This is a genomic window from uncultured Tenacibaculum sp. (assembly GCF_947502995.1).
Lineage (GTDB): Bacteria > Bacteroidota > Bacteroidia > Flavobacteriales > Flavobacteriaceae > Polaribacter.
This window is the reverse complement of record NZ_CANNBW010000029.1, coordinates 1-19,190: the sequence shown is the minus strand read 5'-3', so window position 1 is coordinate 19,190 and position 19,190 is coordinate 1. Positions and strand designations below refer to the sequence as shown.

15 protein-coding genes and 1 tRNA gene are annotated in these 19,190 nt (G+C 29.0%); 7 read left to right on the top strand and 9 right to left on the bottom strand.

The window, feature by feature from the left end:
- Nucleotides 1-77: 77 nt before the first annotated feature.
- The 5 genes from Q1A46_RS19075 to Q1A46_RS19055 all read right to left on the bottom strand — a co-directional run bounded on the left by Q1A46_RS19075 (nucleotide 78) and on the right by Q1A46_RS19055 (nucleotide 2,953).
- Nucleotides 78-153, bottom strand: a tRNA-His gene (locus Q1A46_RS19075).
- 53 nt (nucleotides 154-206) lie between these two features.
- Nucleotides 207-923, bottom strand: coding sequence for a bacillithiol biosynthesis deacetylase BshB1 (gene bshB1, locus Q1A46_RS19070; RefSeq protein WP_299682896.1), 717 nt, complete (start codon nucleotides 921-923; stop codon nucleotides 207-209).
- Nucleotides 924-943: 20 nt separating this feature from the next.
- On the bottom strand, nucleotides 944-1,372 hold the full coding sequence (locus Q1A46_RS19065) for an OmpA family protein (protein ID WP_299682894.1): 429 nt from the start codon (nucleotides 1,370-1,372) through the stop codon (nucleotides 944-946).
- Nucleotides 1,373-1,380: 8 nt separating this feature from the next.
- The gene (locus Q1A46_RS19060) at nucleotides 1,381-1,800 is read right to left on the bottom strand and encodes an OmpA family protein (RefSeq protein ID WP_299682892.1); all 420 of its coding nucleotides are present in this window, start codon (nucleotides 1,798-1,800) and stop codon (nucleotides 1,381-1,383) included.
- 1 nt (nucleotide 1,801) lies between these two features.
- Nucleotides 1,802-2,953, bottom strand: coding sequence for a PLP-dependent aspartate aminotransferase family protein (locus tag Q1A46_RS19055; protein WP_299682890.1), 1,152 nt, complete (start codon nucleotides 2,951-2,953; stop codon nucleotides 1,802-1,804).
- 71 nt (nucleotides 2,954-3,024) lie between these two features.
- On the opposite strand from Q1A46_RS19055, the gene Q1A46_RS19050 reads away from it, so the two are divergent.
- From Q1A46_RS19050 to Q1A46_RS19040, 3 genes are all read left to right on the top strand, one after another.
- Entirely contained in the window at nucleotides 3,025-3,768 is a 744-nt protein-coding gene (locus tag Q1A46_RS19050) for a Rossmann-like and DUF2520 domain-containing protein (protein WP_299682948.1), read from the top strand.
- Nucleotides 3,761-4,288 (top strand): HAD family hydrolase, encoded by a 528-nt coding sequence (locus Q1A46_RS19045; protein ID WP_299682888.1) that lies wholly within the window; start codon nucleotides 3,761-3,763, stop codon nucleotides 4,286-4,288. The genes Q1A46_RS19050 and Q1A46_RS19045 overlap by 8 nt, the downstream gene beginning before the upstream one ends.
- Nucleotides 4,289-4,360: 72 nt before the next feature.
- Entirely contained in the window at nucleotides 4,361-4,786 is a 426-nt protein-coding gene (locus Q1A46_RS19040) for a DUF2147 domain-containing protein (RefSeq protein ID WP_299682886.1), read from the top strand.
- A 47-nt stretch (nucleotides 4,787-4,833) separates the two neighbouring features.
- Here Q1A46_RS19040 and Q1A46_RS19035 read toward each other — a convergent pair whose 3' ends face one another.
- Both Q1A46_RS19035 and Q1A46_RS19030 read right to left on the bottom strand, forming a co-directional pair.
- Entirely contained in the window at nucleotides 4,834-5,973 is a 1,140-nt protein-coding gene (locus Q1A46_RS19035; protein ID WP_299682884.1) for a response regulator, read from the bottom strand.
- 114 nt (nucleotides 5,974-6,087) lie between these two features.
- Nucleotides 6,088-7,227: a response regulator gene (locus Q1A46_RS19030; protein WP_299682882.1), complete on the bottom strand. Its 1,140-nt coding sequence runs from the start codon at nucleotides 7,225-7,227 to the stop codon at nucleotides 6,088-6,090.
- A 176-nt stretch (nucleotides 7,228-7,403) separates the two neighbouring features.
- On the opposite strand from Q1A46_RS19030, the gene Q1A46_RS19025 reads away from it, so the two are divergent.
- Genes Q1A46_RS19025 through Q1A46_RS19015 form a run of 3 tightly spaced genes read left to right on the top strand, consistent with a single transcriptional unit; the run spans nucleotide 7,404 to nucleotide 13,256 of the window.
- On the top strand, nucleotides 7,404-10,496 hold the full coding sequence (locus Q1A46_RS19025) for a hypothetical protein (RefSeq protein ID WP_299682880.1): 3,093 nt from the start codon (nucleotides 7,404-7,406) through the stop codon (nucleotides 10,494-10,496).
- Nucleotides 10,496-11,713, top strand: coding sequence for a hypothetical protein (locus Q1A46_RS19020; RefSeq protein ID WP_299682878.1), 1,218 nt, complete (start codon nucleotides 10,496-10,498; stop codon nucleotides 11,711-11,713). Before Q1A46_RS19025 ends, Q1A46_RS19020 begins: the two co-directional genes overlap by 1 nt.
- A gap of 1 nt (nucleotide 11,714) precedes the next feature.
- A complete protein-coding gene (locus tag Q1A46_RS19015; protein ID WP_299682876.1) occupies nucleotides 11,715-13,256 on the top strand; it encodes a cellulase family glycosylhydrolase in 1,542 nt (513 codons plus the stop codon).
- On the opposite strand, the gene Q1A46_RS19010 is transcribed toward Q1A46_RS19015, so the two are convergent.
- Nucleotides 13,243-14,454: a glycosyltransferase gene (locus tag Q1A46_RS19010; RefSeq protein WP_299682874.1), complete on the bottom strand. Its 1,212-nt coding sequence runs from the start codon at nucleotides 14,452-14,454 to the stop codon at nucleotides 13,243-13,245. The genes Q1A46_RS19015 and Q1A46_RS19010 overlap by 14 nt on opposite strands.
- Nucleotides 14,455-14,554: 100 nt before the next feature.
- Nucleotides 14,555-15,811, bottom strand: coding sequence for an oligosaccharide flippase family protein (locus Q1A46_RS19005; RefSeq protein WP_299682872.1), 1,257 nt, complete (start codon nucleotides 15,809-15,811; stop codon nucleotides 14,555-14,557).
- A 125-nt stretch (nucleotides 15,812-15,936) separates the two neighbouring features.
- Between Q1A46_RS19005 and Q1A46_RS19000 the strand changes: the two genes are divergently transcribed.
- On the top strand, nucleotides 15,937-17,997 hold the full coding sequence (locus Q1A46_RS19000; RefSeq protein WP_299682870.1) for a tetratricopeptide repeat protein: 2,061 nt from the start codon (nucleotides 15,937-15,939) through the stop codon (nucleotides 17,995-17,997).
- Nucleotides 17,998-19,190: the final 1,193 nt, after the last annotated feature.

The window sequence follows — 19,190 nt, the reverse complement described above, 5'->3', positions numbered from 1 at the left end:
ATGTTTACTGACACAGAAAAAACGAAAAACTTATAGAAAAAAAAAAGAGTTCAGTAAATACTGAACTCTTAAATTATGGGTGAAAGACCGGGTTCGAACCGGCGACCTCCGGAACCACAATCCGGCGCTCTAACCAACTGAGCTACAATCACCATTTAACTAGCGGGTGCAAATATATAACTTTTTTAAAGTATGGCAAAATATTTTTAAATTAATTTACTTAAATTTTCTACTGCTACATATCTTTCAGTTGTAAACCCCTCTGCATAGTCTACTCCTATTAATCTTCCCAAGTCTTTTGCACGATACTCAACACTCTCAGTAAAGTTCTTACTAGTAATCGGAGTTTCAGGCTCTTTACTAGTTGGATCAAAAAATTGAGAGCTATAAGCTAATACAGAAGCTACTTTTTTATCCATAAATCCAGTTACATCTACAACAAAATCTGGTTCAATATTTTTCCATTGGATATAATGATAAACTTGTTTTGGTCTCCATTTTTCTTGCTGTTTTCCATCTAATGTTGTTTCTATTTTTAATAATCCACTTAAAAAACATGCATCAGAAACCAATTGACTTCCTTTTGGATGATCAATATGACGATCATCTATAGCATTACATAAAACAATTTCTGGCTGATACTTTCGAATCATTTTGATAATTTCTAACTGATGTTCTTTATCATTTTTAAAGAAACCATCTGCAAACGCTAAATTTTCTCGAACAGAAACCTCTAAAATCTCTGCAGCTTTAGCTGCTTCTTTATCACGTAATTCAGCAGAACCTCTTGTTCCTAGTTCTCCTCTTGTTAAATCTACTATTCCTACTTTTTTTCCTAAAGAAATTTCTTTTGCTATAGTTGCCGAACAACCTAATTCTACATCATCTGGATGCGCTCCAAAAGCTAATATATCTAGTTTCATTTACTTTTATTCTTTGTTTTTTACAATTCTTTCTTGGTAACTAAATCGATATCTACCCTTCTATTCAAATACCTCCCTGCCCTTGTAGGTGTTGAACAACAAGGATAATTCTCTCCGAATCCCAAAACTGAAATTCTTGTAGAATCAATATTTAGTCTATGAAGTAGTTTTTTAATCATCAGTGCTCTTTTATCTGTCAACTTTTGATTTACTTCAGCTTTTCCTTCAGAGGAAGTATGACTTGTTATTAGATAATAATTATTATTTCTATTAATATACTTTACAATCTCTTTCATAGCTTCCAACGAACCTTCTCTAAAAATCAATTCTTTGTATTGAAATTGTATCTGTTTCGCTAAGCTATCTAAATACTTATCCCTTTTTTTCTTTTGAGCAAAACTAACTAGGCTAAAAAGAATTAAATATAAACTTATTACTACTTTTTTCATTATTCTGTCTATTTTCTTCGAGTCGTAAATTGTATAATTCGGTTTTTAAAATTTAGTCGACTAGAAACCACCAAATATACTGGGTACATTTCACCTCTACCTCTTGGTATAATTTTAAACGAATCAACTCCTAATTCTAAGAGTTTCCTTGCTACAATTAAAGCCCTTTTTTGAGTTAATTCAAAATTATCTTTTTCACTTCCCTCTACACAAGTATGACTATCTAAGAAAAATAGTTTATTGCTTTTATTTAAAAGTTTAGCTACTTCTTTAATCTTATTGATAGAACCCTTTTCTAAAATAGTATCTTTATAAGTAAATTGAATATTTGCACCTAAATTATTTAAAACTTTATTATCTCTTATTTGTGCTTCTATTCTGTGACTAGCAAATATTAGGTATAAAAAAAATAAAACTTTATTAATCATCTTATAATTTATCTATAGCTTGTTCTATATCTGCAATTAAATCTTCTACCTCTTCTATTCCAACAGAAAAACGAATTAATCCATCTTTAATTCCCTGATTTGCTCTTTCTTCTGGAGTTAATAATGCATGTGAAGTTTGTGTCGGACTTAACAAAGTACTTTCTACTCCAGCTAAACTCATCGATGGTTTTATTAACTCTAAATTACGTTGAAACTGCATAGCATCTAAATTCGATTGCAACTCGAAAGACAACATTCCTCCAAATCCTTTCATTTGACTTTTAGCTAATTCGTGATCTTCGTGAGATGTTAATCCTGGATAATATACTTTTTCTATATTCGGATTTTGCTCTAAATACTCTGCCATTTTCATCGCATTAGTATTCTGATGATTTACACGTAAACTCATTGTTTTCATGCTTCTTTCTAACATCCAAACTGTGAAATCACTTAAACTTCCTCCAAAGTTCTTAGCGATATTCCAAATTCTATCAACATGTTCGTTAGAAGCTGCAATTGCTCCGGCTAAGATATCTGAATGCCCACCCATATATTTTGTTGCTGAATGAATCATAATATCAATTCCAAAATCTACAGGAGTTTGATTTATTGGAGAAGCAAACGTATTATCAATCATCGTTACGATTTCATTTTTCTTTGCTAATTCAACAACCGCTTTTATATCTACAACTTTTAATAACGGATTCGAAGGAGTTTCAATAAAAATCACTTTTGTATTTGATTTAATTTCCTTCTCAAAATCTTCAATTTTTAAACTATTTGTAAAAGAATATTCTATACCGAATTTATCAAATTCTTCAACAACCAAATTATAAGTTCCTCCATACAAAGTCTGCTGTAAAACAACATGATCTCCTTTGTGTAAAAAAGCAAACATAGCTGTACTAATTGCAGCCATTCCAGAACCAAATATTAAAGCATTTTCCGTTTTTTCTAATGCTGCTATCTTTCTACATAAAGCTTCTTGATTTGGTGTATTGAAATATCTCGGATATCTTTTTATATCTACATCATAAAATTGATATGACGATGATAAATAAATTGGTGAAACAGCTCCTTTAAATTGTTCATCTTTAACTTCACCTACGTGTGTGCAAATTGAATTTATCCCTAGTTTTTTATTTGAATCCATGTTGAAAAATTTAGCTCCTAAATTACTAAATGCTTTCCATAGCTTCAAATAATTTCAATATCTTCGCTACTATGATTTCTGTAGTTATTATAGGGGGAGGAAACGTTTCTCATCATCTTTCACAAGCTTTTTTAAGTTGTAATGATGTTGATTTGAAACAATTATACGCCAGAAATATAAATTCGATCATTGAATTTCAAGATCGAGTTTCTATCACTGATAATATTACGTTGCTAACTGATGCAGATGTTTATATTATTGCGGTATCAGACGATGCTATAGCAGAAGTTTCTTCTCAACTACCTCATCATAAACTAATTGTACACACTTCAGGTAGTGTTCCTATGAACACTCTTGCCAATAATGGTAAAAAAGGCATTTTTTATCCTTTACAAAGTTTTTCAAAAAATAAAAAAGTAGACTTCTCTTCTATCCCTTTATGTATAGAGGCAGAAAATGAAACTGATTTTAAATTATTAGAGAAACTTGCTTTTTCTATTTCTGAAAAAGTATATGCTATTACTTCTGATCAGAGAAGTAAATTACATGTTGCAGCTGTATTTGTAAATAATTTCACCAATCACATGTATAAAATTGGGAATGATATTTGTGAATCGTACAATGTTCCTTTTGAAGTATTGTTACCTTTAATTAAAGAAACAGCTTTAAAAATAGAAGAAGTTAAACCAGATTTAGCACAAACTGGACCTGCTAAAAGAAAAGATAAAAAAACTATAGAACGACATTTAGAATTATTGGATTCTAATCAGAAAGAAATTTATCAATTAATAACAAAATCAATCCAAAATGGATAAAAGCTATAAAGAACTTTTTAACGATGTAAACACCTTTATTTTTGATGTTGATGGTGTACTAACTAACGGTATAGTTACTGTTTTTCCGAACGGAGAACTAGTTCGTCAAATGAATATTAAAGACGGTTATGCTCTAAAAGCTGCGGTTAAAGCAGGATATAGAGTTTGTATTATTTCAGGTGGAAAAAATGAAGGAGTACGTACTCGTTTAGAAGGTTTAGGAATTACTGATATTTATTTAGGTGCTCACAAGAAAATTGATCAGTATAATGAATTGGTTGAAAAATATAATTTACAACCAGAAAATGTTTTATACATGGGAGATGACATACCAGACTTACCTGTAATGGAAAAAGTTGGTATTCCTTGTTGTCCTAGTGATGCTGTTAGGGAACTACAAGCAATATCTGTTTATATTTCTGATAAAAAAGGTGGTGAAGGTTGCGCTAGAGATGTTATAGAACAAATAATGCGTGTACAAGAAAAATGGCACGATAATTTCGATGCTAAATACGATTAAATAACATTTGTTATTTTAAACATGATGTAAAATCATAATTTTTGCTTTAGAACAAATTAAATACAAACACATATGAGAAAAGTAATATTTACATTTTTATTAGTTGCAATTTCAACTTCTATTAGTGCTCAAAGCATTTTTGGTAAATGGGAGAATAGAGATGAAGAAACTGGTAAAGTTGATAGTGTAATAGAAGTATACGAAAAAGACGGTAAAGCTTTTGCTAAAATTGTTGAAATCACAGATCCTGAAAGACAAACTGCTGTTTGTGATAAATGTAGTGGTAAGAATAAGAATCAACCAATTTTAGGAATGAACATCTTAACTGGATTAGAAAAAGACGGTGATGAGTGGTCTGGAGGAAAAATCTTAGATCCTAAAAATGGAAAAAAATACAAGTGCTTTATTAAATTGGAAGAAACAGATAAACTTAAAATTAGAGGTTATATTGGTTTTTCTTTATTAGGTAGAACAGCATATTGGTTTAGAAAAAAATAAATTAATTTTTCAACATAAAAAAAGCTCCAAATTTGGAGCTTTTTTTATTATCTGTAGTGTGTTGCTATTCTTGTTAATTGGAAAGCTATATTCAACGAATCTCTCATTGAAAGCTTTGATCCATCCATGTGAACCCATCTTTTTAAAGGTTGCTCACATATTAAATGCTTTGTTTCTTCTCCGTATTTCTTTTTGAGTCTTAAAAACATTTCGACATCAAAAAGCCATCTTGTAATAAACTTCTTTCCGAATAATAATGGAATCAAATCTTTTTCCAAAATTTTAGCACCACATTGTGTGTCCTTAAAATTCATTCCTAAAATTCTTTGAATAACAAAATTGATTGTCAAGCTAATAACTTTTCTTGCCGATTGCTTTGTTATGTTTGCTCCCATTCTTTCAATTCTAGAACCACTAACAACTTTGTAATTAGAAGCTGTAATTGTTCTAAATAAATCATCAAAATCATGTAAGTCTGTAGATAAATCAGCATCTAAGAAACCAATGTAGTCAAATTTCAAATCAGTATTTTTAGCTAAATGGAGCATACCTAAACGAACCGCTTCTGCTTTACCTCCATTCTTCTCACAATTTAAAACACTGATATAATCTTCCCTTCCTTTACTTAAAGCTTGTAATTCTTCTAAAGTACCATCTGAGCTTCCATCATTAACAAAACATAAATGATAACCAATGTTAGTTCTTACAAATCGTCGAAACTCTACCTCTGAAAGTCGACTTTCTTCATTGTAACATGGAATAACTACTCCAATACATTTTTCTCGGACTAATTGAGTTTCTCCTTTTAACAGTAAATCTTCGGGAATAGGACATAAACCAATAATCCTATTTATTCGAAGTACTATTTCACTTAGAGTGGCTGGTTTTTTGATAAAATCATCGATTCCATAATCAAACAGATCCATAATATCTGTTTCTTCTGTATCTTCAGAAATTATTACAACTTTAGCTTTAGAAGAAGACTCTTTAAGATATTTTAAAACGTCTATACCTGAATAATCTGAACTACTAATATCTAGAGTTACCAAATCTGGTTGGGTTTCTTCGATTAGCTCTATAGCTTGTTTACTAGTTCTTGCAATTTTGGTACTGTAACCAATTTCAGACAACTTTTTTTTAAGCGACAATAAGATCAATTTATTATGATCAAAAGTAACTATTTTCATACGCGATAGTGTTGATGAGTTAGTAAATAACACTCTCTATCCCCGGTGTGTATAAAAATTCTTTCCGTGTACAATATACACTTTTTTTACCATACATAACACAAAAATCACAATTTATCTATAATGCGTTGCTATTTTAGTTAGTTGAAAAGCAATCTTTAACGAGTCTCTCATTGATAATTTTGATCCATCTGCGTGTACCCATCTTTTTAAAGGTTGTTCGCAAATTAATTGCTTTGTTTCTTCACCATATTTCTTTTTTAATCTCAAAAACATTTCAACATCAAAAAGCCATCTCGTTATAAACTTTTTTTCAAATAAAAGTGGAATTACGTCTTTGTCTATAATTTTAGCTCCACATTGTGTGTCTTTAAATTTCATTCCTAAAATTTTCTGAATAATGAAGTTAATTGTTAAGCTTATTAGCTGACGAGCTGATTGCTTATTAATATTGGCTCCCATTCTTGTAATTCTAGAACCGCTTACTATTTTGTAATCTGTAGTTTCAATAGTTTTTACAAGATCATCGAAATCTTTAAAATCTGTTGAAAGATCAGCATCTAAAAAACCAATATAATCTAATTCAACATTTTTTGCTAAGTGCAACATTCCTAAACGTACAGCTTCTGCTTTTCCTCCATTCTTCTCACAATCGTATACACTAATATAATCTTCTCTACCTTTACTTAATTTATTTAAAACTTCAAGTGTTTTATCTGTACTTCCATCATTTACAAAACAAAGGTGATACCCTAAATTTGCATAAACAAATTCTGTAAATTCATCACTTAGCAATCTATCTTCTTCATTGTAACAAGGAATTACAACACCAATACATTTTTCTCTAATTAATCCGTTAGCATTTGAAGTAACTGAATCTTCTTTTTTTTCCTTAGGGGCTCCTATTAATTTTTTTACTCTTGCAACTATTTCATTTAGAGAAACAGGTTTTTTCATAAAATCGTCTGCTCCTAAATTAAAACCCTTAATAATAGTTTCCTCCTGGGTTTCTCCAGATAAAATCATGACTTTGGCATTAAGATCCGGTGACTCTTTTACATATTTTGTGATATCTAAACCAGACATATGTCTTAAGTTTATATCGACAATTACTAAATCTGGATTTATTTTATCAATTAACGCCACTCCCCCTTGACCAGTCTTAGCAGTATGCACTTCATAGCCTAAATCTGAAAGCTTCTTTTCCACAGAAAGTAAAACTAGTTTTTGATCATCAATGGTTACAATTTTCATCCTCGTTTTTGATTTTTATGATTAACAATTACTATTGGGTATAATACAAACAATATAACAATAATAGATTTAAATACCTGAGGGTAAACCCCTTTTTAGATCAATAGCTATTTTAAATCGACGAATGTTATTTCAAACTATATTCCTTTATTGTATATTTAAACAAAAAACTATTATTGAGTAAAAAGACCAATAAATATTTAATCTCCGCCATTCTAATTGGAATAGTTTATCATACGACTTGTATTTTCTTCACAATAGAATATACTTATGATGCATTAATCCATTTATTTTTCGCTAATCACTATGCTAATAGTTGGTTTGAACCTTGGAACTATAGTTGGTATACAGGATTTACTGTAATGGGATATCCACCTCTTGTACATCAATCCATTGGATTCTTCTCTTATATTGGAGGTTTAAAATTTGGGCTTTATACTGTAGGAATTATAGCCATAACATTATTTATAACTGGTGCATATCGTTTTTCTTTATTAATTACAGGAAACAGAAAAACAGCAGGATACGCCGCCATTTTAGCTGTTTTCTCTTCGACATTTGCTGAAACTTTGCATGTTTTCGGACAGTTACCTAGTATTGTTGGTATCTCTGTTTTAATGCATTCTTTACCCGAAATATATTTATGGCTGAAAAAAGGCCAGTATAAATATTTTTTTAAAGCAATTGCTTTAATATCTGTTACCGTTACTTCTCATCATGTTACTCCTATTTTCGGAATGGTTTTTTTTATTTTTCCACTAATAGGAACCGTAATTATGGATTATGCTGCTGAAGAAGCTGGAAGTTTAAAAAAAGTTACTGTAAAACTGTTTATTCAAGTATTTTTTAAATTGTTTAAAAGAATGCTGCTTTTTGGATTTACTTCTTTATTCTTGATAATTTTTTGCATTCTACCGTATTGGATAAACACAAAGAAAAACCCAATAACACAAGTACCAATACCTCACGGATCTCGTGATAATTTTATAGAAGTAACTTCATCTGGTTTAGTATTTTTCTTAATTCCTTGGGGAATTTTACTATTCTTATTTCCATATATATTTTATAGATACTATCATAAACGTTATATCTTTTTTGGTTTATCTATTACTATGCTTACTATTTTAGGTACCGGCGGTACAACTCCAATACCCAAAATGTTACTTGGAGATAATGCTTTTAATATTCTCACTTTAGACCGATTTACTTTATGGGCTTCTATCATGTCTATTCCTATTTTTGGAGAATTTGCATACAGATTTGTTGAAGGTGACTTAAAAGAACTTTATCAAAAAAGTTTTAGTGCGGTAAATCATAGATTAACAGGAGGATTGCTAGCTGCAGGTTTTATATTCATGTCTATCTTCACAGTAAGTTTAGGCTCTTTTAGACCTTTACAACCTCAAAAGATTAAAATGTTACCCATACTTAACTTTTTAAATCAAGATCAACATGATCATTGGAGATATTTAACTTTAGGTTTTGGTGATCAAATTGCTTGGTTAGGAGCACAAACTAAGGCGATGAGTGTAGATGGAAATTATCATTCTGCAAGAAGATTACCCGAACTTACAACAAGAGCTGTAGAACGATTAGAAAACTCTAAATTTAGAGGTATAGAAGGTTTAGGTTCTTTACAACAATTCTTAACTGTTCCTGAAAAATATAATTTGAAATATATATTTTCTAATGATAAATTTTATGATCCTATACTCTATTTCTGTGGATGGCAAAGATTACGACAATTAGAAAATGGAATAATGGTTTGGGAACGTTTAGGAGTTCCGCCTTTATCTACTATTTTACCCAAAGAAGATGTTCCTAAATTTCAAAAAATAATGTGGGGAATTATACCATTTTCAACTGTTATCCTTACTTTTTTACTAGTTAATGTTCAATCTATTTTTGTTAGAGTTTTAAAAATTGGAAAACAAGAAAGATCTGATTATTTAAACTTCAATATAAAATATAATGGATTTTCTAAATTCATTTTAAAATTTTCAATCGTTTGGGGAATATTTGTTATTGGTGTGATTTGCTTTGGTATGTATCATTTTTATATAGAAAACAAAACACAAATCTCTCCTCAAAGTGTAGTGAAAGCTTATTTTGATGCTTTGGATTTTAAACGATTCGAACAAGCACATTCATTTGTTGACCCAGAAAGCAAGATAGGTTTAGATCAGTATATGCTAGAAATTGCTGTAAACGATGGTTTATTAAGCTCGTATGCTAAACTAAATGCTATTGATGTAACTATAAAGGATAAAACTAAAAATCAGGCCAAGGCTTATGTCAAAACAAAATGGGTTACTCCTCTAGAAAAAATTGATAAAAAACATACTTTTGAAATCATAAAACGTAATGGAAAATGGTTCTTAAAAATACCAAAACCCAATACTGATCTTCCTCCAGATCAATTAATGATTACGAATAAAACTTCATATTTTAATCATGGACGAAGAAGAGTTACTACTCAGCAAACTTTACACGAAGATGTTTTAAAACAACCTGTTTTAGAAGTATTACAAGCTAAACTTGTTAAGAAAGGAAAAAGCTATGCTTTAATTGGTACAATTCAAAATGTAGATAATGTACCGGCAGATGTTGTAATAAAAGCGACATTATACAATGGTGATAACAAATTATTAGCCCAGTTTAATGCTAAACATCATATTAAACATAAATTAATGCCTAAAGAAGCTTCTAATTTTAGAATTGATTTTGAAGGTATTGCTTGGGCTAAAACTAAAGATTCTATTCCGAAAATTTTTGATCCCGATCAATTTACACCAACAGAATTTGAAGAACAACCTGTACTCTTTAACTTACATTGTGAAGGTAATGTTGCCAAAACAGATCTTTACAAAAAAGTAAGTTTAAATAATATAGAAACTAGTGCAGAGGAAATTTCAGGAAATCTATTTAATACAGGTACAGAAGAAGCAACTATAACTCAATTATTATTATCATATTACAATAAGGACAGAGAACTATTATGGATTGACCATAATTTTTTACAAGAAAGCGTTCGTCAACAAAGAAGGCAAAATTTTAGTTTTAAACCTCCAGTTTTAGATAGTCTTATAGTTATTTATGATAAGTTAGATTTTTGTTTTGTTAATGGTTTACCAAATGAAGATATATCTGAAAAAATGGTACCAGAACGTTATACTTATCACTTAAAAAACAACCTAATAAAAGTAGAAGGAAAAGGTTTCAATTTTATTAAAATAGAAACTGATAATTATGTAGGAAACCCAAATTAATGAGCTATAAAAAAATACATATCATTATTCAGATCATATTCGTATTTGGATTTTCTTCTTTTAAAATCAGCAATATAGAAGAAAACAAAATTACGGGTATTAGAACAATTAGTGAAAGTAAAGCTGGTAGTTCTATAGATTTAGTTTTTTCCTCATCTAAAAAAAATATAAAGCTATTTTGTACTAATTCTTACTCTACTGCTGTTTTAGAACCAATTGAAGAGAACAATGAACTTCATTTTATAATACCTGAACACATTACTAATAAAAAAGGACTTATTCAGTGGAAAGTTATTCATAATAACAAAGCTCTATTATCAGGAAAAATTACAGTAAGACCATCCGATAAAAAAATAATAATGGAATCTTATGCTGGACCTCCTAGTATTGTAGCTGGCGGTGTCGATTATTTTATGTTAACAGTTTGTCCTGCTGATGAATTCGATAATCCATTACCTGAAGAAACTGATGTTATTATTAATCATCAATTTCAATCTCGAATTGTTTCTTCTACTGAAAAAATAAAAAGACTCGTTGCTTGGAAAACTATATTTTCATATGATAAATCAGGTCGTTTTCTAGTAAATTCAGAATGTAAAGGAGTACCTTCTAAAGAAATTACCACAGAGGTGTATCCTAATAATGCTGTAGATTTTAAAATTTCTGCTTCAAGATTTCATGATTATGCTGATGGAAACCAAATTGCTAGTTTTAAAACTTCTATCATAAAAGATGCCTATGGAAACATTGTAAGTGATGGAACTCATGTAATATTTATAACTAGAAATTCTAAAGGAAAATTACTTACTACATATGGCAATACAATTGCAGGTATAGCTACAGGAAAAATGTTGCATCCAGATCAGGAAGAATCTTGGAAAACTCATGCTTATATAGATGGAATTGCTGAAAGTGATACTTTAAATATTAGCTTTAAACAACTCTTTAAAGATTTTTCTATCAATTTTTCTGAAACTAATAGAAAAATTAAAATTGGTCCTATAAAAAGTTTTATGGATCAACTAATTCCAGATGGATTTATAACTCAATTAAGAATTAGTAAAAACGATTCATTAATAGATACTAAAGAAATACCAACGCGTAAAGGATACGCTAAATTCTATTTACATCCTGACTTTTACATAAACGATACATATAAGTTAGAAGTAAAAACTGGAGGTGTTAAGAAAAGTTTCATCAAAGAATTAAAAGAATAATATGACTACAAAAAAAAGATATAAAGTATTACTTGTTTTTTTATTCATTTTTTTAAGTTCCATTTGTGTTTATGGAATTAGTGTCGTTTTTAGTTTTTTAAATACAGGTGCAGATCGTGCATCTATATTACACCTCCCGATTCAAAGTGTTCAGGTTTATCTACCAAAAATAAAATGGAGTTCTTTAGAAAACCCTGGAAGACCAATGGAAGAACAAACATTAAAAGAGATTCAAAAAGATTACCTAAACGCTTGGCATATAAAGAATATAGCCTATCGTGAAAATAATCCTTATGGAATAAAAGATTATTATACAGATAGTGTTCAAAAGAACTTAATAAACACGATAAAATATAATGAGAGTCTAAAATTAAATGTAGAAACTACCACTTTACAACATCAACCTAAACTAAACTTCTACAGTGCAGATGGCCAATTAGTAACTTTCACTGATGAAAATGTTGTTGAATATCAACGTGTTTTTAAAGATGGAAAATTTGTGTTTGACACAGAATTATCTTCTACATATCATGTTATGATGCTTTTAGAAGATGGATTCTGGAGAATTCGTCATTTAGTTAAAGACGAAAACGAAAAGAAACTACAAGAAATAAAAGGAAGTCAATTTGCTACAACAAAAAATGACTCTATTTTCTTAAATAACATTCCATTTAAAATACAAGGAATAAATTACTATCCGCAAGAAACTCCTTGGGATATGTTTGGTAAAAAATTCAATACAGAAATTATAGATAAAGATTTTAAATTTATTAGTGATTTAAAATTAAATACCATAAGAATTTTTGTTCAATATGAAGATTTTGGAAAAGCAAATGTTAAACCTGAAAAATTAAAAAAACTTGAAGAAACTATAAATCTTGCTGAAAAACATAACTTAAAAGTTATTGTTACTTTATTCGATTTTTATGGTGATTATGCTGTGCAAGATTGGACTTTAACTCACAGACATGCAGAAAATATTGTTACTTATTTTAAAGATAATACAACTATAATTGCTTGGGATATTAAAAATGAGCCCGATTTAGATTTTAAAAACAGAGGAGAACAGAATGTTTTAAAATGGTTAGAGTATATGACTAAAGAGATAAAAAAACACGACCCAAATCATTTAATAACGATTGGCTGGTCGAATTTTAAAGCGGCTAAAAACTTAACAAATACTGTTGACTTAGTCTCATTTCACCATTTTAACGATAATTTTGAAAATGATTTTTCATCTTTAAAAGAAACTACTAAAAAACCAATACTGGTCGAAGAGTTTGGTGTTCCTTCCTATAAAAGTATTTGGAATTTATTTATGGGTGATTCTAAAAAATCTCAAGCAAAATACCATAAAAAAATGCAAGGTTACTTTACTAAGTACAATGTATCACACATGTCGTGGACGCTTTATGATTTTACAAAAATACCATCTTCTGTAGCAGGAAAAATGCCATGGAAAAGAAACAAACAAAAGCATTTTGGTTTTATCGATAAAGATGGAAACAAAAAACCTTCGTTTGAATTTATTACTCCGAAATAAATTCTGGAGTTTTAACTACATCATTTTTATTTAAAATTTTATCGAAATAATTCAAATACATCTCCGCTACTTCAGACATAGGCAAAGATGCTGCTGCTTTGTAATTAGCCTGAGCTAACTCTAAACGATACACATCGTTTGTTACTACATTTTTTATAGCTGTTGCTAATGACTCAACATTATCTGGTTCAAAGAATTCACCTCTATAACCTTCATCTTGAATTAAATCTGTTAAGTCTCCTAAATTAGGCATAATTACAGCTTTACCATAACTCCCTGCTTGATGCAAAACTCCAGAACTTCCAGTAGTTGATGTATATGGAAAAACTACTACTGTACTTTCTCCAAAAATCACTGGAACATCTTCTTCGGCAACATACCCGGTAAAATGTAAACCTGGAACGTGAGCATATTTTTGTTTCATCTCTTCTATATACCCCGGTGTATTTGGGCTATCTGTTCCTGCAACTACAATTTCTAAACTCTCATTAGTTAACTCTCTAACTCTTTCAACAGCTTCAATCATCACCTCTACTCTCTTATAAGTTCCAAATTTTCCAAAAGCCATTACTTTTTTTGGTCCTTCAGGCAAAGCATAATCTGGTTCTGGTGGCATTTCAAAAGTTCCGTGAGGAATTAATATTGCCTTATCTGTCTTATACTTATCTTTTAATGTATCTACGAATTTTTGTATGGTAAGTGCAACATAATCTGCCTTCAATAAAAAACGTGTCAAAATTGATCCAATTAACCCATACGCTTTTTGTAACAACTTATTTTTAGTAATTCCTGCGCTGTTCAGATCTACTTGTTCTAAGATATTATGTAATAAAACTATCGTTGGAATTTTCTTAAGCTTACTTAAATAAGGCATCATTAAACCTAAAGCTGCAGGTATTTTTTTATCTCCAAACTTTAAAAATTGAAGATTATACAAAACAGCATCTGGCTTGGTTTCATTTAAAGCTTTATTAACTGTAATTAAGTTTTTATAACTATTAAACTTCCAACAATTTTTAATACTTACTTTACAACCTTCTTCTTCAAAAAATAAATGTTCTTCTTTTACACTTTCATCGGTTAATAAAATTAACTCTTCTACTCTATGATTTAGTCTGAACTGTTTCACTAAATGATATCCGTACTCATTTAATGTTACTTTACTTGGAGGAAATGCGGTAACTATAGCTAATTTCATGTGTTTGAGTTTTATTTAGAGTACTATTAAATATCTACCTTAATCTATTAAAAAACAATCGCTTTCGTTTATAAACATTAAACTTTAGATGAAATACATTTTATTGTAGTTCAGTCTTTTGTTTTTTGAAAGTTTTTAAAAAGAAAAAGAAAAGTTGTACAACTAGCAATACAGACATTGCTAGTATTTGTACAATTACAACTTCCTCTAAACTACTGTGAAAGTAAATAATTAAAAGTACCTGAGTTATACCTAAAATTCCAGTAATGATTACTGGTATATATTGATCTATTGATAAAAAATAATATGCAAAAACATTAGAGATTGCAAAAATAGAAGTTGCTAATGCATACTTCCATAATAGAGGAGCAATTGCGATATATGCTTCTCCAAATAAAATATTCACTACAAGTTCTGGGAATAAATAACTTCCTAAAACAATTGTAAAAGAAAGCATAGTAATGTACCCAACGTATTTTAAGAGTATCGCACCATGTGGTAATCCTTCTTTCTCTTTATTTACAACAGCAGGAAGTAATAACATTACAAACATCCAAGCTACAAAATACACTACTCTTCCTATTAAAGCGAGTGAAGCATATAAACCTGCATTATAATTATCGAAATAGTGCTTAACTAATAGTATATCACTGTTATTTATGATTATTTGAGTACACTCATAAAAAGCTGTTAAAATGAAAAATTTTATTACTAACTTTTTTTGAGATTCATTTAATGTTAAAACGGGTTTAAAAGCTTTTTTTAATGCATAAGGAAATAAACTGAAGAAAAGTGAAATAAGAATACCTATAGAAATTACTATAGATGACTGCATATTAGATAACAAGTACAATAATAAAATTGTTATTATTAACCTGCTTAACATTTCTCCTTGGTAGGTTATCGATAACTCAATAAATTTTTTCTTCCCTTGAAAAAAGCCTCTATTTACACTCATAACGAAATAAATAGGAACACCTATTCCGAAAATAGTAAACATTAATGACGTACTTGTATTGAATATTTCTTGAAGGTTTTTTGAAAAAACTACAATTACTATTCCTAGAATAATTCCTGCTATTAAAGTCCTTTTGGTTATATATTTTATAAAACTATCTTCTACTTCATCATCGAAAATCACAGTATATTTAGCGGTAACCAATTGAAAAGTCATTGCAATAAAAGACAAGACCAACAAAAAAGTAATTAATATTGCTGCATCTGCAAAGTTTGTAGGACCTAATATTCTTCCTACAATTAAATTGTATAAATAATTACCAGCGTTAACAAATAATGCACTAAGCATAAATACTTGTTCTGGTCGAATTGATTTCGGGGGTAATAATTTCGATCTCATAAGTTTTATCTTCTCTAATTTACATATTTTTAATTTATTAGATTCATTTTTTTTAAAAATGGGTGTTTTTCTTAGAAAGAAATGAAGTATATTTAAGATTACTTTGTTACACTAAAATTTTGTAGATGAAAGAAAAACTGTCCCTCACCATTCTTATCATTTGTTTAAACATTTCATCTTTATTCTCACAAGTGGATATGGATAAAGGTTTTAAAATGCTTGAAACTGGTGATTTTAAAAATGCCAAATTATTCTTCGAAACTGTATTAAAAGAAACTCCTGATAATAAAACAGCTAAACTTTGTTACGGAAGAGCCTTGGGTTTAACAGGAAGTACACAAGAAGCAACTTCTTTATTTTTTAAACTTTTAGAAAAGTATCCAAATGATTTTGAAGTAAAATTGAATTATGCAGAATCTTTACTTTGGGGAAAAGAATACCCAAAAGCTAAAGCCTATTACACTACTCTTTTAAAAGAGCAACCTAAAAGTTTTAATGCATTATTAGGATATGCAAATACATTGTCTAATTTAAAAGATTATGTACCGGCTTTAGAATATGTAAATAAAGCCTTGGAAGTTTCGCCAAACAATCCAAATGCAATGGTATCTAGAAAATTTATTCGATTAGGTTTAGCAGATCAATTGTTTAAACAAGAAGAACACGATAAAGCTTTATCTATTTTAGAAGACAACTTTAAGGACTTTAAAGATGATAAGCAATCACTTCAATTACAAACAAATATTTACTTATCTCAAAAAGACTATGAAAAAGCAAAAATTAATTATTCTAAAAATTTAAGCACTAAAAAAGATTCTATCATTTCTTTAAACGGATTGTCTTTAATCGCACATTTGGAAAAAGATGATAAAACAGCATTAAAACTATCTAAAAGCGCTATCAAGAAACTCCCATCTGAAGAAAAAGCTCCTTACATAGAAAGAACAAAAGAACGCTATGTACAAGCTTTAATTTGGAATAAGAAAAACGGTTTAGCTAAAACAGAAATACAAAAACTATATAATGATTATGGTGAACGAAACTGGATTCATGCGTTAAGCGCTACTTTACAAACATACCGTGGTAATGCTTCAGAAAGTATAAAATATTATCAGAAGATTTTAGATACTGACACAAAATCTTTTGATGGTAATCTAGGAATTGCTAATGCCTTTTTTGCAAACACTCAACCTAAAAAAGCATATGCTGCGGTTAAAAAAACTCTAGAAGTATTCCCTAATCAAAAAGATGCTATGTCTTTAGAGAAAAAACTATTATTACAATTTACCCCTCATATAAAACAGCGTTTTAATTATAGTTTTGACAGTGGTGATAATGTTTCGTATGCTTCAAACACCTCTATTGAATATCCTTTAAATACACGTTTAACACTAACCTCTAGTTTAGATTTTAGAGATACAGAAAATAAAAACACTGGAGTTTCTACTAGTGCTATTAATTTTAATGGAGGTTTAAACTATGTTATTTTACCTAGATTGAAATTAGTTTCTAGCATCGGAATTAATAAAGTAGATTCTGAGAACATTGGTTATAATCAATTCTCTGCCAATTTAGCTTTTCACATTAAGCCTTTTAATCTGCAAAATCTTGAAATTGGTTACAGTAAACAATTAGAAAGTTTTAATGCTGATTTATTAAATAGAAGGATTGTAAACGATAATTACTATGCAAACTATAACATTAATACAAACTTCAATTTAGGTTGGTTTAATCAATACTTTTTAACTCAATTAAGCGATGGTAATCAAAGAAACTTATTCTTTACTTCATTATACTATAATTTTATTGCTGATCCAGTTTTAAAAGGTGGATTGAATTATCAATTCATTACTTTTAGTCAACAAGTTCCTTCAATATATTTTAGTCCAGAAAAGTTTAATAATGTAGAGATCTTCTTGGAATTATTGAAAGACGCGAATAATATTCTTCCTAAAAACTGGTATTATTGGATTAGTGGAGCTACTGGTTTTCAATTTATAGAAGACAACCCCAAGCAATTAACTTATAGAATACAAACAAGATTAGGATATAAATTTTCAGATCGATTTTTTGCTCACGTTTTTGGTCAACACACTAACATTGCGTCAGCAACAGTTGGAGGTTTTACTTTTACAAATCTTGGTATTTCTTTGAAATGGTATTTTGGTAAAAGTGCATTAAAATAAAAACCCTTTTACAAAGCTGCAAAAGGGTTTATCAACCAAATAAATCTAAATGCTTCTAAAACGAAGCGGGTTTTTCAAATAATGAAAAATGAAACTTTTAAGATTTGGGGTACTTCTATCTATTAAAAAACTATTCTAAAAACTTATTTACACTTCAAAAGTAATCGCATTAATCGTCATATATTTTTAAAATCGACACCTACTATATAACTATAGTTCAAACAACATTTATAATCGACGAACTGTTTATGAATTAATTAGTTTGTTTTTAAAGTTTGTGAATATTAATTAAAAAAAAGCCTTTTGCAATGTGGGATTTGCAAAAGGCTTTTTAATCAACCAAATAAATCTAAACCTTCCTTTTAAAAAGGGGAATTCAAATAATGAAAAAAAACTTTAAACTTTTAATATATTTAGGGAACAATATATCTACTACTTACTTACTTACTTACTTACTTACTTACTTTCAACACTGTAAAGATACTATGGAAATGATGTTTAATATTCTGATTTTCGACACATACAGAAGTTAATAAAGTTTAAAATACATTGAGTATCGTTAAGTTGTAAAATCAACAAATATGAAACACTACAAACTGTCAATAATAAAAGATTAATAGAAAAAGGACAGAAAAAAGAAAATTGATTATCAGAATGAGAACATTATACATAAAAAAACCTTTTGCAATATATACTTGCAAAAGACTTCATTAATCAACCAAATAAATCTAAAAACCTTCAGTTATTTGAAGGATGTTTTCAAATAATGAAAAATATAAACTTATATGTATATCTGGAGATTAATATATTTACTTATTCTCAACGGTATAAAATTACTTTGAAAACATTTAAACATCGAGAAATTCGTTATATAAAAAGGAAATTATGCTTAAAACACATTGAGTATTGATAAGTTCTAAATTCATTAATACATTACTAATTTAAAAGCTATTAAAAGAGTTTAACAATAAACTATAAATGATAAAAACCTTTTGCAATTAGGGGTTGCAAAAAGTTTTTTATCATCAAATAAACCTAAACTTTATTTTCATGTAGATAATGAATTCTAAATGAAAAACATAAACTTTTATACTTAGGGACTAATTTACTTTCGACACTTACTTACTTACTTACTTACTTACTTACTTACTTACTTACTTACTTACTTACTTACTTACTTACTTACTTACTTA

Coding starts and splice junctions, on each gene's coding strand:
- bshB1 (WP_299682896.1), bottom strand. CDS start 923: ATGAAACTAGATATATTAGCTTTTGGAGCGCATCCAGATGATGTAGAA.
- Q1A46_RS19065 (WP_299682894.1), bottom strand. CDS start 1,372: ATGAAAAAAGTAGTAATAAGTTTATATTTAATTCTTTTTAGCCTAGTT.
- Q1A46_RS19060 (WP_299682892.1), bottom strand. CDS start 1,800: ATGATTAATAAAGTTTTATTTTTTTTATACCTAATATTTGCTAGTCAC.
- Q1A46_RS19055 (WP_299682890.1), bottom strand. CDS start 2,953: ATGGATTCAAATAAAAAACTAGGGATAAATTCAATTTGCACACACGTA.
- Q1A46_RS19050 (WP_299682948.1), top strand. CDS start 3,025: ATGATTTCTGTAGTTATTATAGGGGGAGGAAACGTTTCTCATCATCTT.
- Q1A46_RS19045 (WP_299682888.1), top strand. CDS start 3,761: ATGGATAAAAGCTATAAAGAACTTTTTAACGATGTAAACACCTTTATT.
- Q1A46_RS19040 (WP_299682886.1), top strand. CDS start 4,361: ATGAGAAAAGTAATATTTACATTTTTATTAGTTGCAATTTCAACTTCT.
- Q1A46_RS19035 (WP_299682884.1), bottom strand. CDS start 5,973: ATGAAAATAGTTACTTTTGATCATAATAAATTGATCTTATTGTCGCTT.
- Q1A46_RS19030 (WP_299682882.1), bottom strand. CDS start 7,227: ATGAAAATTGTAACCATTGATGATCAAAAACTAGTTTTACTTTCTGTG.
- Q1A46_RS19020 (WP_299682878.1), top strand. CDS start 10,496: ATGAGCTATAAAAAAATACATATCATTATTCAGATCATATTCGTATTT.
- Q1A46_RS19015 (WP_299682876.1), top strand. CDS start 11,715: ATGACTACAAAAAAAAGATATAAAGTATTACTTGTTTTTTTATTCATT.
- Q1A46_RS19010 (WP_299682874.1), bottom strand. CDS start 14,454: ATGAAATTAGCTATAGTTACCGCATTTCCTCCAAGTAAAGTAACATTA.
- Q1A46_RS19005 (WP_299682872.1), bottom strand. CDS start 15,811: ATGAGATCGAAATTATTACCCCCGAAATCAATTCGACCAGAACAAGTA.
- Q1A46_RS19000 (WP_299682870.1), top strand. CDS start 15,937: ATGAAAGAAAAACTGTCCCTCACCATTCTTATCATTTGTTTAAACATT.